This is a genomic window from Streptomyces akebiae, from assembly GCF_019599145.1.
GTDB lineage: Bacteria > Actinomycetota > Actinomycetes > Streptomycetales > Streptomycetaceae > Streptomyces > Streptomyces akebiae.
This window is the reverse complement of the sequence record NZ_CP080647.1, coordinates 2,708,395-2,723,260: the sequence shown is the minus strand read 5'-3', so window position 1 is coordinate 2,723,260 and position 14,866 is coordinate 2,708,395. Positions and strand designations below refer to the sequence as shown.

Sequence of the window (14,866 nt, the reverse complement as noted above, 5' to 3'; positions counted from 1 at the left end):
CGCGGCATGCCCTACGACCCGTCGGACTATCCGCCCTTCGCTGTGACCGTGGACCTGGTCGTGCTGACCGTCCGTCGTCATGCGCTCTGCGCACTGACGGTACGACGGGGCGAACAGCCGTTCCAGGGGCGATGGGCGTTGCCCGGTGGCTTCGTCCGGCCGGACGAGGATCTGTCGCAGGCAGCGGCGAGGGAGCTGGCGGAGGAGACCGGGCTCACCGCTCATGAACCGTCCGAGCCCGCGCAGGACAACGGCGCGCACCTGGAGCAGTTGGCGACCTACGGTGACCCGAAGCGCGACCCGAGGATGAGGGTTGTCAGCGTCGCCCATCTCGCCCTCGCCCCGGACCTGCCCGCGCCCCGGCCGGGCGGAGACGCCCACAGCGCGCGCTGGGCACCCGTCGAGGAACTGCTGGAGCAGGGTGGTTACGCGCGTGACGGCGAGCCGATGGCGCCGTTGGCCTTCGATCACGCGCAGATCCTCGCGGACGGGGTGGAGCGTGCCCGTTCCAAGATCGAGTACTCCTCGCTGGCCACGGCCTTCTGTCCGCCGGAGTTCACGGTCGGCGAGCTGCGGCGTGTCTACGAGGCTGTGTGGGGGGTGGCCCTCGATCCACGCAACTTCCATCGCAAGGTGACGGGCACGCCGGGCTTCCTGGTGCCCACCGGTGGCACCACCACGCGGCAGGGCGGCCGTCCCGCCCAGCTCTTCCGCGCCGGCGGCGCCACCCTCCTCAACCCGCCGATGCTGCGCCCGGAGGTCTGACGCGCACGCGGCCGGAGCCCTCTCCGCCGCGTTCGGCTGCCTTGGCCGTGCGGTGAGCCTCAAGGTGCCCGAAAAAACGGACATACCGCGCTATCTTGCCTAGGGTGATCCAGGCCATCGGATTGACCAGCAATCCTCGCAAGGAGTTTCCGCTTGCCGTCGACGATGTGTCCTTCGAGGCGCACTCCGGTCACGTCACCGCACTCCTCGGGGCCCCCGGAGCGGGCAAGTCGACAGCGCTGAAACTCATGCTCGAACTTCAACCGGGCCGTGGCGTTGCCTACTTCAGAGGGCGCCCCCTGCACCGCATCGCCCACCCCTCGCGCGAGGTCGGCGTGCTTCTCGGTGACGTGCCCGGCCACCCGGCCCGCACCGTCCGAGGCCATCTGCGCATGCTGTGCGCGGCCGCGGGGCTGCCCACGCGGCGGGCCGACGAAGTCCTGGAGGTCGTGGGCCTGGTCAGCCTGTGCGATGCGCGGCTGCGCACGCTCTCGCGGGGCATGGACCGCCGCCTCGGTCTGGCCTGTGCGCTGCTGTCCGACCCGCACACCCTCGTGCTGGACGAGCCGGCTCACGGGCTGGCCGTTCGTGAAGGCAGGTGGCTGCACGGGATCATGCGGGCGCACGCCGATCAGGGCGGCACGGTCCTGTTCACCACCGGCGACCCCAAGGAGGCCGCGCGGACCGCCGACCGGGTCCTCACTCTCGAACAGGGCAGGCTCGTCGCCGACCAGGAGGTCGCCGACTTCTCCCGGACCCGGCTGCGGCCCAGGGTGGCCGTCCGTACCCCGTACGCCGCCCGGCTCGAGGCGCTGCTCACCAAGGAGGCCCGGACCGCACGGCGTTCCGTGGAGATCGTGCCGGAGGGAGGAAATCGGCTGTCGGTGTACGGCAGTACGTGTGCGGAGATCGGTGAGGTCGCGTTCCGGCACGGCATCCTCGTGCACCAACTCGCGGACGAGATCGGTGACATGGGGCCCATGTCGCAGATGCCGCCGGTGGCGGTGGAGAACGATCCGGTGTGTGCCGAGGGCGCGCCCGACTCGCTCCATGAGGCCCAGGGGCCGCTTGAGGCGCACTGGACGGCCGCCGAGGGGCCTAAGGGGAGCGCGTTCGTGACCGTGACCGAGCCCCGAACCGCTCTCGCGACCGATGCCGCTCTTGCGACCGATGCCGCTCTTGCGACCGATGCCGCTCTTGCGACCGATGCCGCTCTCGCGACCGATGCCGCTCTCGCGACCGATGCCGCTCTCGCGACCGATGCCGCTCTCGCGGCGCCGCCCCAGGATCGCCCGTCGGAAGCGGGCCCGCTGCCGCCTTCGCCGGCACTGCCGGCGCTCCCGCCGCCCATTACCGTGCGGTCGGCGCCGAGCCCGTTGCGTCCGTTGCGGTACGAGTTGCGGCGGGCTGGCGGCGTCGGCACCGCGTATGTCACCGCCGCGGCCGTGCTCGTCACGTCCGCCCTCATGGCGGTGGCCCTGGCCAGGATCGGGCACACCCCGCAGCCGCGACTGCTGGCCGCGTGGCCGCGGGAGCTGCCGTTGCCGCCCGCCGCCATCGGCGCGGGGTTGCTCGGGGCCTTCGCGTTCGGCGACGAGTTCCGCCACCCCGCGCTGGCCGCGGACCGTGGCACCGTGCCCCGTCGGCTGGGACTGCTCGTCGCGAAGCTCCTAGTCGCGGCGGCCACCGCGCTGCTCCTGGCGATCCTCGCCGTGGGCTGCGACCTCGAAGTGCTCTACCTCGTCTACGGGCCGGAACTCATCTCCGTCCCGGCTGACTGGCTGCCGCTCGGGGCGAGTTGGGTCGGGCTCGTCGTGGGGTGCGCCTGGGCAGGGGTGCTCGCGGCGGGGGTCTTCCGGTCCACGTCCGCAGGGCTCGCCGCCGTGGTCGCCGTGCCCCTCCTCGTCGTACCCCTGGTGCAGAAGCTGCTGGAGGGATCGTCCGTGCGCAGTGCGATCGGGTTTCCGATGCGGCTGCGCGAGCTCGTGCTGGTGCAGTGGCCGTTCGGGGGAGAGCGCTATCTGGAAGCGGTGGCGCGGGCGATCATCCAACCCGTGGGCGGGGCGCTGCTGTTGTCGCTGACCGCGCTGCTGGGGGCCTACCTGCTCACGAACCTGCGCGGTCGGGTCCGCGGATGATCGTCGTCATCCTTTCGTGCTCACCGTCCGTGCTCTTCCGTCGACGCAATGCGCGCAACTCCTCTTAGAACGCCCATTTCTTTCCGATAAGGCGTCAATTGCGACGGGGTGAGCGATCACCCTTTCGTGTGCTTTTCACCAAAGACCTCAAGGGAGTTGAGAACGCAGCCGACAAAGGATGCGTGAGTACCCTTGCGCACACCATGATGACCGCCGCCCGCTCCGCCGACTCCGGCCTCGCAGGACCGGGCGAACTCGACCGCTACCCCTACGCCGAGCACTCCGGTGTCGACCGCGTAGGCCTCCCCGCCTGGGACGGCGCGGAGCCCGAGCTGGGGCGCGTGGGCCGACGCGCCGCCGGGAGCCGCGGACGCGGACTGCACGGCCAACTCGTCCAGCAGCTCGGCCAGATGATCGTTTCCGGGGACCTGGGCGCGGATCGCCCGCTCGTGCCCGAGGAGATCGGCCAGCGGTTCGAGGTCTCCCGCACCGTCGTCCGTGAATCCCTGCGTGTCCTGGAGGCCAAGGGCCTGGTCAGCGCCCGGCCGAACGTCGGCACGCGCGTCCGTCCCGTCAGTGACTGGAACCTGCTCGACCCGGACATCATCGAGTGGCGGGCCTTCGGCCCGCAGCGTGACGACCAGCGGCGCGAGCTCAATGAACTGCGCTGGACGATCGAGCCGCTCGCCGCTCGCCTCGCCGCCGGACACGGCCGCGACGACGTCCAGCAGCGTCTCGGCGACATGGTCGAGCTCATGGGCCACGCCATGGCCCAGGGTGACCCGCTGACCTTCTCGCGGGCGGACGCCGAGTTCCACTCGCTGCTCATCCAGCTCGCGGGCAACCGCATGCTGGAGCACCTCTCCGGAATCGTCTCCGCGGCCCTCCAGGTCTCCGGCGGACCGGTCACCGGATGTGACCGGCCGACCGAGTCGGCGCTGGGTCATCACGCCCGGATCGTCGACGCCCTCGCCGCGGGCGACGGAGGGGCGGCCGAGGCGGCCATGCGTCAACTGCTCACCGTCCACCCCGAGGTGGAACGTGTGGTGCCCGCGCCGCGCGAGCACTGAGGGCGCTCGGAGCGGGACAAGGGCGGTGCGGCCGGGGTGCGGGCCCTTCCGTGGCGTCGCTCGACCGGCGGATCAGTGCCGCCGGGCCCCATCGGATCCTCCTGGGATTCGGCGGGGTCCGGCGGCACGACGCCGGAGCGGTGGAGTGATCCTCGTGCCGGGACGCCTCGGCTCGTCCCGGCCGGTGCGATGGGCCCGCCGGGAGGGGTTGTCCCGGCGGGCGCGGGTACGCGGGAGGGGACCCCGGATCCCACGAGGACGGTGATCCATATCGAGGAGTTCATTCGGAAATCGTTCGGGTACTCGTCCGGACGGAAGCAGTTGTGGCCTTGGTCGATCACCTCTGGCAGTGTCTGACCGTTTTTGAGTGCTTACGGGGTGTGACTCGGGCCACGCAGATTGGGCGTAACGCTCGTGGGAGCAGTGCGATGACCTAAGAGGTGACAGCCGCGGAGGGAATACGGACGCCGTTCACGGCGCTGTGCCTCTTCCCGGCCCCCGCCCGCACCGTCGGCCCACTCCCAAGCCGGTGGTCGGCTCCTGTCCGCAGTGGACGGGGCCGGAAGCCGTTTTCCAACGTTCCGAGAGGTTGTTCGTGTCGGCCAGCACATCCCGTACGCTCCCGCCGGAGATCGCCGAGTCCGTCTCTGTCATGGCGCTCATTGAGCGGGGAAAGGCTGAGGGGCAGATCGCCGGCGACGATGTGCGTCGGGCCTTCGAAGCTGACCAGATTCCGGCCACTCAGTGGAAGAACGTACTGCGCAGCCTCAACCAGATCCTCGAGGAAGAGGGTGTGACGCTGATGGTCAGTGCCGCGGAGCCCAAGCGCACCCGAAAGAGCGTCGCAGCGAAGAGTCCGGCCAAGCGCACCGCCACCAAGACGGTCGCGGCGAAGACGGTGACCACCAAGAAGGCCACCGCCACAGCCGCCCCCGCGGTGCCCGCGGCCGACGCCTCCGCCGAGGACGCCGCACCCGCCAAGAAGGCCGCCGCCAAGAAGGCGGTCGCCAAGAAGGCGGCCCCCGCCAAGAAGACCGTCGCCGCCAAGAAGACGGCGGCCAAGAAGACGACCGGCAAGAAGGACGACGTCGAGCTGATCGACGAAGAGGTCCTCGAGGAGACCCCGGGCGGCAAGCCGGGCGAGGAGCCCGAGGGCACCGAGAGCGCCGGCTTCGTCCTGTCCGACGAGGACGAGGACGACGCGCCCGCCCAGCAGGTCGCGGCCGCCGGTGCCACCGCCGACCCGGTCAAGGACTACCTCAAGCAGATCGGCAAGGTCCCCCTGCTCAACGCCGAGCAGGAGGTCGAGCTCGCCAAGCGCATCGAGGCCGGTCTGTTCGCCGAGGACAAGCTGGCCAACGCGGACAAGCTTGCCCCCAAGCTCAAGCGTGAGCTGGAGATCATTGCCGAGGACGGCCGCCGGGCCAAGAACCACCTCCTGGAGGCCAACCTCCGTCTGGTGGTCTCCCTGGCCAAGCGCTACACCGGCCGCGGCATGCTCTTCCTGGACCTGATCCAGGAAGGCAACCTCGGTCTGATCCGCGCGGTCGAGAAGTTCGACTACACCAAGGGCTACAAGTTCTCCACCTACGCCACCTGGTGGATCCGGCAGGCGATCACCCGCGCCATGGCCGACCAGGCCCGCACCATCCGTATCCCGGTGCACATGGTCGAGGTCATCAACAAGCTGGCGCGTGTGCAGCGTCAGATGCTCCAGGACCTGGGCCGCGAGCCCACCCCGGAGGAACTGGCCAAGGAACTCGACATGACCCCCGAGAAGGTCATCGAGGTCCAGAAGTACGGCCGCGAGCCCATCTCCCTGCACACGCCGCTGGGCGAGGACGGCGACAGCGAGTTCGGTGACCTCATCGAGGACTCCGAGGCCGTCGTCCCGGCCGACGCGGTCAGCTTCACGCTCCTGCAGGAGCAGCTGCACTCCGTTCTCGACACGCTCTCCGAGCGCGAGGCAGGCGTCGTCTCCATGCGTTTCGGTCTCACCGACGGTCAGCCGAAGACCCTCGACGAGATCGGCAAGGTGTACGGCGTCACGCGTGAGCGCATCCGCCAGATCGAGTCCAAGACGATGTCCAAGCTGCGTCACCCGTCGCGCTCGCAGGTTCTGCGCGACTACCTGGACTAGGCAGCACACCACCGGCGCGTGTGGTCGGTCCGAAGGCCCGGTTCCCTCGAAGGAGCCGGGCCTTCGGCGTGTGTGCGGCATGCGAAAGCCGATCCCGTGGATCACTCTGGGTGTGCCATCCAAGACCCGGAGTGAGGAGCGCGCATGCGTCGATCGTTCGCCCGACTGCTGGCCGTCGCGGCCACCACGGCCGTCATACCGCTGGTCTCACCGCCGTCGGCGACGGCCGAGGTCGTCATCGGCGGTCATCCGGTCGAGATCTCCCAGGCGCCCTGGACGGTGGCGCTGTCCAGTCGTGACCGGTTCGGGGGTACCCGGGCCGGGCAGTTCTGCGGCGGTGTCGTGATCGGCCCCACGACGGTGCTGACGGCCGCCCACTGCCTCAGTGAGGGCGTGCTGGGAGGTCCGCCGGAACGCGTCCCCGATCTCCGGGTCATCGCCGGCCGCGCCGAGCTGCAGTCGACCGAGGGAGAGGAGATCCCGGTGAGCGGCGCCTGGGTCAACCCCGAGTACGACCCCTATACGAACGCGGGGGACTTCGCCGTGGTGACCCTCGCCACACCGCTGCCCGAGAGCTCCGTCATCGGACTGGCGGGCGCCGGGGACGCGGCGTACGCGCCGAGCACGCCGGCCGCGGTCTACGGCTGGGGGGACACCACTGGCGCCGGGGACTACACACAGGGCCTGCGGGCCGCCTCGGTGGAGGTACTGGCCGACGCCGTCTGCGAGCGGGCCTATCCGGGCAGCGCGGAAGGCCGGTACCAGTCCGGCTCCATGGTGTGCGCCGGGGAGCAGAAGGGCGGCCGGGACGCGTGCCAGGGGGACAGCGGAGGACCGCTGGTCGCCCGGGGCAAGCTGATCGGCCTCGTGTCGTGGGGCAGCGGCTGTGGGCTCGCCGGGAATCCCGGCGTCTACACCAGGGGCTCGTACGTGGCCCGGGTGCTGGCGGAGAGCCGCTGAGACGGCGCTGAGCGCCGTACGCGGCCGCGCGCCCTTGGTGAGTGGGGTGCGGGACGAGAGCGGGCGGCCACCCCGTGGGTACGGGAGTGGCCGCCCGGTCACCGGCCTTGAGCCGGTGGCGGCTCGTCGTCAGGTGCGAAGCGTCAGCGCTCGTCCTCTTCTGGAGTCGCGGGAACGGCCGTGAGCCGCTCCGTCTCGTCCTGTATCTCCGCGGCGATCTTCTTGAGCTCCGGCTCGAACTTGCGGCCGTGGTGGGCGCAGAACAGCAGCTCTCCACCGCTCAGCAGGACGACGCGCAGATAGGCCTGGGCGCCGCAGCGGTCGCATCGGTCAGCGGCCGTCAGCGGGGTCGCGGGGGTCAGAACAGTAGTCACGTCGCCTCTTCTCTAGCTCGACGAGCTGTCGTACCAGGGTCAACATCCAACCAGGCCGAAAACGTTCCCGCTCGCGGCTTTAACTCGAAAAAATCTTTCCGGGCCGGCTGTCTGCTGCCGGTTGGCGGCGAATGAGCCGTAGTGCGTGTCTTCGTGTCGTACGGGTTCGCGCTGTCTATCGGTGGTTCTTCGGTGGTTCTGGTGGTTGTTCTTTCGGTTGTACGGTCCTCCCGGCTGGGTTGCCGGTTGTTCATGAGGACGTGCCCGGAGCCTAAATGGTTCATGCCTCGAAGGGAACGTGATATGTACTTCACCCCATCGAGGGATCGAACGTGTATGCGACTCTGGACTACTCTGAGTTTCGGACGAGGGTGGCGTTACAACGGCTCTACCAGGCCTCGGTACCCTCGGACCGGCAACAGAGCCCGGCCCCTTACCCAAATGGGCCTCACTTGAAATTCAGCGAGGAGCGAACCGCGTGACCGCCGATACGTCCGTGCCGTCCACAGCGCTGCTGACCGGAGCAGACCGGGACGGTTCCAACTACACCGCGCGGCACCTGCTCGTCCTCGAGGGGCTCGAGGCCGTGCGGAAGCGCCCCGGCATGTACATCGGCTCGACCGACAGTCGAGGCCTGATGCACTGCCTATGGGAGATCATCGACAACTCCGTGGACGAGGCCCTCGGGGGCTACTGCGACCACATCGAGGTGATCCTCCACGACGACGCCTCCGTGGAGGTGCGGGACAACGGCCGCGGCATCCCGGTCGACGTCGAACCCAAGACCGGTCTGTCCGGCGTCGAGGTCGTCATGACCAAGCTGCACGCCGGCGGAAAGTTCGGCGGCGGCTCGTACGCGGCCTCCGGCGGTCTGCACGGCGTGGGCGCCTCCGTGGTGAACGCGCTCTCCGCCCGCCTGGACGTCGAGGTCGACCGCAACGGCGCCACCCACGCCATCAGCTTCCGGCGCGGCGTGCCCGGCGCCTTCGCGGGCAACGGTCCGGACGCCAAGTTCGAGGCGACCGGCGGCCTGCGCAAGGGCAAGCGGATTCCGAAGACGCGCACCGGCACGCGCGTGCGCTACTGGGCCGACCGCCAGATCTTCCTCAAGGACGCCAAGCTCTCCCTGGAGAACCTGCACCAGCGCGCCCGCCAGACCGCCTTCCTCGTGCCCGGTCTCACGATCGTCGTCCGGGACGAGCTGGGCCTCGGTGAGGGCGGGAGCAAGGGCGAGGAGTCGTTCCGCTTCGACGGCGGCATCAGCGAGTTCTGCGAGTACCTGGCCTCCGACAAGCCGGTCTGCGACGTCCTCCGCTTCTCCGGACAGGGCACCTTCAGGGAGACCGTGCCCGTCCTGGACGAGCACGGCCAGATGACGCCCACCCAGGTCACCCGCGAGCTCGGCGTGGATGTCGCCATGCGCTGGGGCACCGGCTACGACACGACCCTCAAGTCGTTCGTGAACATCATCGCCACCCCCAAGGGCGGCACCCATGTCGCGGGCTTCGAACAGGCCGTGGCCACCACGATGAACGAGGTGCTGCGCACCAAGAAGATGCTGCGCGTGGCCGAGGACGACATCGTCAAGGACGACGCCCTCGAAGGCCTCACCGCCGTCGTCACCGTACGGCTCGCCGAGCCGCAGTTCGAGGGCCAGACCAAGGAGGTCCTCGGCACCTCGGCGGCCCGGCGCATCGTGACGCAGGTGGTCGCCAAGGAGCTCAAGGCGTTCCTGACCTCCACCAAGCGGGACGCGGCCGCCCAGGCGCGGGTCGTCATGGAGAAGGCCGTCGCCGCCGCTCGTACGCGTATCGCCGCACGTCAGCACAAGGACGCGCAGCGTCGTAAGACGGCGCTGGAGTCGTCCTCGCTGCCGGCCAAGCTCGCCGACTGCCGCAGCGACGACGTGGAACGCAGCGAGCTCTTCATCGTCGAGGGGGACTCGGCGCTCGGTACGGCGAAGCTCGCCCGGAACTCCGAGTTCCAGGCGCTGCTGCCGATCCGGGGCAAGATCCTCAACGTCCAGAAGTCGTCCGTGACCGACATGCTCAAGAACGCCGAGTGCGGCGCGATCATCCAGGTCATAGGGGCGGGCTCGGGGCGCACCTTCGACATCGACGCGGCCCGGTACGGCAAGATCATCATGATGACCGACGCCGATGTGGACGGGTCGCACATCCGGTGTCTGCTGTTGACGCTCTTCCAGCGGTACATGCGGCCGATGGTCGAGGCCGGACGCGTCTTCGCGGCGGTCCCCCCGCTGCACCGGATCGAGCTTGTCCAGCCCAAGAAGGGGCAGGACAAGTACGTCTACACGTACTCGGACCGTGAGCTGCGCGACAAGCTGCTGGAGTTCCAGAGCAAGGGCGTCCGGTACAAGGACTCCATCCAGCGCTACAAGGGCCTCGGCGAGATGGACGCCGATCAGCTGGCGGAGACGACGATGGACCCGCGGCACCGCACGCTGCGGCGGATCAACCTCTCGGACCTGGAGGCGGCGGAGCAGGTCTTCGACCTGCTGATGGGGAACGACGTCGCACCGCGCAAGGAGTTCATCTCCAGCTCCGCGGCCACGCTGGACCGGTCGCGCATCGACGCGTAGCCGCTGCGCCGGGCCGAGGCGGGTGCCCTCGGCCCGGCGGGTGGGCGGTGGGCGCGCTTCTCCCGGACGCGTGGCCTGTACGTGGACCCGGTGGGTCTCTTCTGCCGCAAGTGCGGGAGGCTGGCCGGGGTTTCACCTGATGGGGTGAACAATCGTGAAGAGGTACGTCAGGGGTCTTCCCGTTCTGTCCATGCTTGGGCATGCAGTCAAGAACCGGCCGTCCCCGCCGACGCGGGGGTGGTTCTGAGAGCCCGGTTGAGCAGCACGAGGGGCACGGCCTCGCCAGCGCGGACGTGCGGTTCGACGATCCCTGGTACGACGCGCTGGCCTCCGGCTGGGGGGAGTTGGACGGCACCGGCGGACCGGCCCAGGCCGCGGTCGATGCGCGGGAGAGCCGGAGCGAGGGCGCGGCGGACGTCTATCTGGAGGTCCAGCGGAGCGCGGCCTTCCAGGAGGTCCGCAGTCGTTACCGCAGGTTCGTGATCCCGGGTGTCGCCGTCTTCTTCAGCTGGTACCTGGCCTACGTCGTGACGGCGACGACTGCCCCGGGGCTGATGGCGCGGCCGGTGGCGGGCGCGGTGAACGTCGCCATGCTGGCGGGGCTCGGGCAGTTCCTCACGACGTTCCTGTTCACCTGGGCGTACGCGCGGCACGCCAGGCTGCGGCGGGACCGGGCGGCGCTCGATCTGCGCTGGGACACCCAGGAGTTGACGCGTGGCGTCAGAGGGGGCGCGCGGTGACCGTCGATCATCAGACGCTGGCGCTGGTCTTGTTCAGCGCGTTCGTGGCGGTCACGTTGGGCATCACGACGTGGGTGAGCCGCAGTCGGCACGGCTCCGCCGAGGAGTTCTACGCGGGCGGCCGGTTGTTCTCGCCGATGGAGAATGGTTTTGCCATCGCGGGCGACTACATGTCCGCCGCCTCCTTCCTCGGCATCTCCGGGCTCATCGCGCTCTTCGGGTACGACGGCCTGCTCTACTCCGTGGGCTTCCTGGTCGCCTGGCTCGTGGTGCTGTTCCTGGTGGCCGAACTGGTGCGCAACTGCGGGCGGTTCACCCTCGCCGACGTCGTGGCGTCGCGGATGAGCGAACGGCCGGTGCGGATCGCGGCGGGAACTTCCTCTGTGACGGTGTCCGTTCTGTATCTGGTGGCGCAGATGGTCGGAGCGGGCACCCTCGTCGCCCTGCTGCTGGGAGGAGAGGGCGAGGGGGCGCAGACCTGGACGGTCATCGGGGTCGGCGCGCTCATGGTCGTCTATGTGTCGTTGGGAGGGATGCGGGCCACCACCTGGATCCAGATCGTGAAAGCGGTCCTGCTGATGGGCGGGGCGATCGCACTGACCGTGCTCGTCCTGGTGCGGTTCCACGGCGACTTCGACCAGCTGCTGCGGACGGCGGCCGAACGCAGCGGACATGGCGACGCGTTCCTCGCGCCCGGACTGAGGTACGGCGAGGACTGGATCGCGCGGTTCGACTTCATCAGCCTCGGGCTCGCCCTGGTGCTGGGGACGGCCGGACTCCCGCACATCCTCTCGCGCTTCTACACCGTGCCCACGGCACGGGCCGCACGCCGTTCGGTCGTCTGGTCGATCGGTCTCATCGGCGGCTTCTACCTGATGACGATCGTGCTGGGTTTCGGCGCGGCCGCCATCGTCGGCCCGGAGGCCGTACGGGGCTCCAACGCGGCAGGGAACACCGCGGTGCCGCTACTGGCCCTGGACCTGGGCGGCGGCGCCGACTCCACGGGCGGAACGGTTCTGTTCGCGATCGTCGCGGCCATCGCGTTCGCCACGATCCTCGCGGTCGTCGCCGGAATCACCCTCGCGTCGTCGGCGTCCGTGGCCCATGACCTGTACGCGTCGCTGCGGCGCAGGCGGTCGAAGCCGCACAGTGAAGTCGCGGTGGCGCGTACGGCCGCCGTCGGTATCGGCGTCGTCGCTATCGCGCTCGGGCTGCTGGCCAAGGACCTCAACGTGGCTTTCCTGGTCGGCCTCGCCTTCGCGGTCGCCGCCTCCGCCAACCTGCCCGTCCTGCTGTACTCGCTGTTCTGGCGACGGTTCACCACCAGTGGGGCGGTGTGGTCCGTGTACGGCGGACTGGTCCCTTCCGTGGTCCTCGTGCTGCTGTCGCCGGTGGTCTCGGGGAGTGCCGACTCGCTGTTCCCCGACGTCGACTTCCAGTACTTCCCGTTGCAGAACCCCGGCCTCGTCTCCATCCCGCTGGGCTTCCTCGCCGGCTGGCTGGGCACGGTCACCTCGGCCGAGCCGCCGGACGAGGCGAAGCACGCGGAGACCGAGGTGCGGTCGCTCACGGGAGCGGGGGCGGTGTGAGCGCTTCGGAGGCGCCCCAGACCTGCTTGCTCACCTTGCGGGTTCGCCAGAGCGCATGCGCACCCTGGAGGTCCCTCAGGAGCGGGTCGCCCACTCGTAGCGGTGTTCCGGGCGGCCGGCGTCGCCGTACTTGAGGGTCAGCCGGGCCCGTCCCGTGCGTTCCAGGAGCTTCAGATAGCGCTGGGCGGTCTGGCGGCTCAGGCCCGTCCGCTCGGCGATCTCCTGGGCGGACAACGCCCCCTCGGCGGTCATCAGGGCACGGCGCACGAGCTCGGTGGTCGTGGGGGAGTGCCCCTTGGGCAGGTCCGGCTCGCCGCCCGCCGAGAGTGCGCCGAAGATCCGGTCGACCTCGGCCTGTTCGGCCTCACCGCCGCCGTCCAGGGTGCGCCGCAGCTCCGCGTACGCCTCCAGCTTCGCCCGCAGCCCGGCGAACGCGAACGGCTTCACCAGGTACTGGAGCGCGCCCTGGCGCATCGCGGCCTGGACGGTCGAGACGTCACGGGCCGCCGTCACCATGATGACGTCGGTCTCATGACCCCGACGACGCATCTCCTGGACGACCACGAGGCCGGTGTCGTCCGGCAGATAGTGGTCCAGGAGGACCAGGTCCACGTGGGGCAGCGTCTCCAGCAGGTGCAACGCCTCCGCCGCGTTGTGGGCCACACCGGCGACGTGGAAACCGGCGACCTTCTCCACGTAGGCGGCGTTGACGCGGGCGACTCTGATGTCGTCGTCCACGATCAGGACCTCGATCATCGCGACTCCTTGTCGGCGACAGTGACGGCGGCTTCGGTTTCCTGCTGCGGACCCGGTTCGGCGAGTGCGTCGGGCAGGACGACGGTGAACTCGGCGCCCCCGCCCGCCGCCTCGCCGACCTGGGCGCTGCCTCCCTGTCGCTCGGCGAGCCGGCGCACCAGGGAGAGCCCGATGCCGCGTTCGCGATGGGCCGGGCGCGTCTTGGTGGACCAGCCGTCCGTGAAGATCAACTCCCGTTTGTCGGGTGGGACTCCGGGGCCCGTGTCCCGGACCCGGAGGATCGCCGTACGGCCCTCGGCGCGCAGATCGACCTCCACGCGCGCGTGGGGTGTGCCCGCGACGGCGTCCAGGGCGTTGTCGACGAGGTTGCCGACGACGGTGACCAGTCCTCGGGGATCGATCAACCGGTCCGGCAGCAGGGTGCCGCCCGCGACCGACAGGGCCACTCCGCGCTCGGCCGCGACGGTCGCCTTGCCGACCAGTACCGCGGCCAGCAGAGGATCGTGGATCTTCTCGGTGACCTGCTCGGCGGTCGCCCGGTGGTCGCCGACCACCTCGCCGACGAACTCCACGGCCTCGTCGTACAGCTCCAGTTCGAGGAGCCCGAGGAGCGTGTGCATCCGGTTGGCGTGCTCGTGGTCCTGGGCGCGCAGGGCGTCCGTCAGACCGCGCGTGGAGTCGAGTTCACGGCCCAGCTGCTCCAACTCGGTGCGGTCGCGGAGGGTGGCGACGGCGCCCCCGTCGTCCGTGGGCATCCGGTTGGCGACCAGCACCCGGTGGCCGCGCACGGTCAGCAGATCGGTGCCCGTGACCCGGCCGGCCAGCACATCGGTCGTACGGCCGGGGCCGAGCGCGTCGTCGAGCGACCTGCCGACCGCCTCGTCACCGATCCCGAGCAGCCGCCGTGCCTCGTCGTTGAGGAGGCGCACGTGCCCGGCGCGGTCCAGCGCGACCACGCCCTCCCGGATGCCGTGCAGCATCGCCTCGCGCTCCGCCAACAACCCCGCGATGTCGGAGAAGGCCAGGTCGCGGGTCTGGCGATGAACCCGCCGGGAGATCAGATACGCGGCCAGAGCCCCGACCGCCATAGCGCCGCCGGCGTACGCCAGGAGGCCGGGGATCGCGTGGATCAGCCGGGCACGCACGCTGTCGTACTCGATCCCCACCGAAACGGCGCCGACGATCTTCCCGTCGGTGTCGCGCAGCGGCACCTTGCCCCGGGCCGAGCGCCCGAGGGTGCCCGAGTCGATCTCCATGACCTCGTTGCCGGCCAGGGCGCGGCGCGGGTCGGTGGAGACGAGCCCGCCGATCTCCGCCGGATCGGGGTGCGACCAGCGCACCCCGTCGCGGTCCATCACGACCACGTACTCGGCCCCGCTGGCCTTCCGGATCCGTTCCGCCTCGACCTGGACGGGGCCGTTGACGGACGGCCGTGTCGAGACCAGGTCCTCCGCGACCTGCGGCTGGGCCGCCGTGGTCTGCGCTATGGCGAGGGCCCGGCGCATCGCCTGGTCGTCCAGCTGATCGCTGAGCGGTGCGAGGAACAGCCCGGTCGCGAGGACGGCGACACCGGCGGCGATCGCCACCTGCATCAGCAGGACCTGCGAGAACACCCGCCGCGGCATACCGAGGCGCAGACGGCGTGCGGGGGGAGTGGGGCTCATACCCATGACGGTACGTGGACGGGGTGGGCCGGTCGTAGTGGGGTGTGGCGCGTATCTCAGCCGCCCGG

The 14,866-nt window shown here is 70.1% G+C and carries 11 protein-coding genes; 8 read left to right on the top strand and 3 right to left on the bottom strand.

The genetic code is table 11. The features are described from left to right. The first annotated feature begins 6 nt into the window (after window positions 1-6). The 5 genes from K1J60_RS11720 (at window position 7) to K1J60_RS11700 (ending at window position 7,073) form a co-directional block, all read left to right on the top strand. On the top strand, window positions 7-765 hold the full coding sequence (locus tag K1J60_RS11720; protein ID WP_220646178.1) for an NUDIX hydrolase: 759 nt from the start codon (window positions 7-9) through the stop codon (window positions 763-765). Between the two features lie 104 nt (window positions 766-869). Then, window positions 870-2,903, top strand: coding sequence for an ABC transporter ATP-binding protein (locus K1J60_RS11715; RefSeq protein ID WP_220646177.1), 2,034 nt, complete (start codon window positions 870-872; stop codon window positions 2,901-2,903). A gap of 182 nt (window positions 2,904-3,085) precedes the next feature. After that, the gene (locus tag K1J60_RS11710; RefSeq protein ID WP_220646176.1) at window positions 3,086-3,973 is read left to right on the top strand and encodes a FadR/GntR family transcriptional regulator; all 888 of its coding nucleotides are present in this window, start codon (window positions 3,086-3,088) and stop codon (window positions 3,971-3,973) included. A gap of 595 nt (window positions 3,974-4,568) precedes the next feature. Then, a complete protein-coding gene (locus K1J60_RS11705; RefSeq protein ID WP_220646175.1) occupies window positions 4,569-6,113 on the top strand; it encodes an RNA polymerase sigma factor in 1,545 nt (514 codons plus the stop codon). 144 nt (window positions 6,114-6,257) lie between these two features. Beyond that, window positions 6,258-7,073, top strand: coding sequence for a S1 family peptidase (locus K1J60_RS11700; protein ID WP_220646174.1), 816 nt, complete (start codon window positions 6,258-6,260; stop codon window positions 7,071-7,073). Window positions 7,074-7,216: 143 nt separating this feature from the next. Here the strand turns inward: K1J60_RS11700 and K1J60_RS11695 are convergent, their stop codons facing one another. Beyond that, window positions 7,217-7,447, bottom strand: coding sequence for a DUF7455 domain-containing protein (locus K1J60_RS11695; protein ID WP_220646173.1), 231 nt, complete (start codon window positions 7,445-7,447; stop codon window positions 7,217-7,219). Window positions 7,448-7,925: 478 nt separating this feature from the next. Here K1J60_RS11695 and K1J60_RS11690 point away from each other — a divergent pair, with 478 nt between their 5' ends. From K1J60_RS11690 to K1J60_RS11680, 3 genes are all read left to right on the top strand, one after another. Next, window positions 7,926-10,049 carry a DNA gyrase/topoisomerase IV subunit B gene (locus K1J60_RS11690; protein ID WP_220646172.1) on the top strand — a complete coding sequence of 708 codons (2,124 nt, stop codon included), beginning with the start codon at window positions 7,926-7,928 and terminating at the stop codon, window positions 10,047-10,049. A 200-nt stretch (window positions 10,050-10,249) separates the two neighbouring features. Continuing rightward, window positions 10,250-10,789: a DUF485 domain-containing protein gene (locus K1J60_RS11685; protein WP_220646171.1), complete on the top strand. Its 540-nt coding sequence runs from the start codon at window positions 10,250-10,252 to the stop codon at window positions 10,787-10,789. Continuing rightward, a complete protein-coding gene (locus K1J60_RS11680) occupies window positions 10,786-12,378 on the top strand; it encodes a solute symporter family protein (RefSeq protein WP_220646170.1) in 1,593 nt (530 codons plus the stop codon). The genes K1J60_RS11685 and K1J60_RS11680 overlap by 4 nt, the downstream gene beginning before the upstream one ends. A gap of 75 nt (window positions 12,379-12,453) precedes the next feature. Here the strand turns inward: K1J60_RS11680 and K1J60_RS11675 are convergent, their stop codons facing one another. Together K1J60_RS11675 and K1J60_RS11670 are read right to left on the bottom strand one after the other, a co-directional pair. After that, entirely contained in the window at window positions 12,454-13,134 is a 681-nt protein-coding gene (locus K1J60_RS11675) for a response regulator (protein WP_220646169.1), read from the bottom strand. Continuing rightward, window positions 13,131-14,798 (bottom strand): ATP-binding protein, encoded by a 1,668-nt coding sequence (locus K1J60_RS11670; protein ID WP_220646168.1) that lies wholly within the window; start codon window positions 14,796-14,798, stop codon window positions 13,131-13,133. Before K1J60_RS11670 ends, K1J60_RS11675 begins: the two co-directional genes overlap by 4 nt. Window positions 14,799-14,866 lie beyond the last annotated feature (68 nt).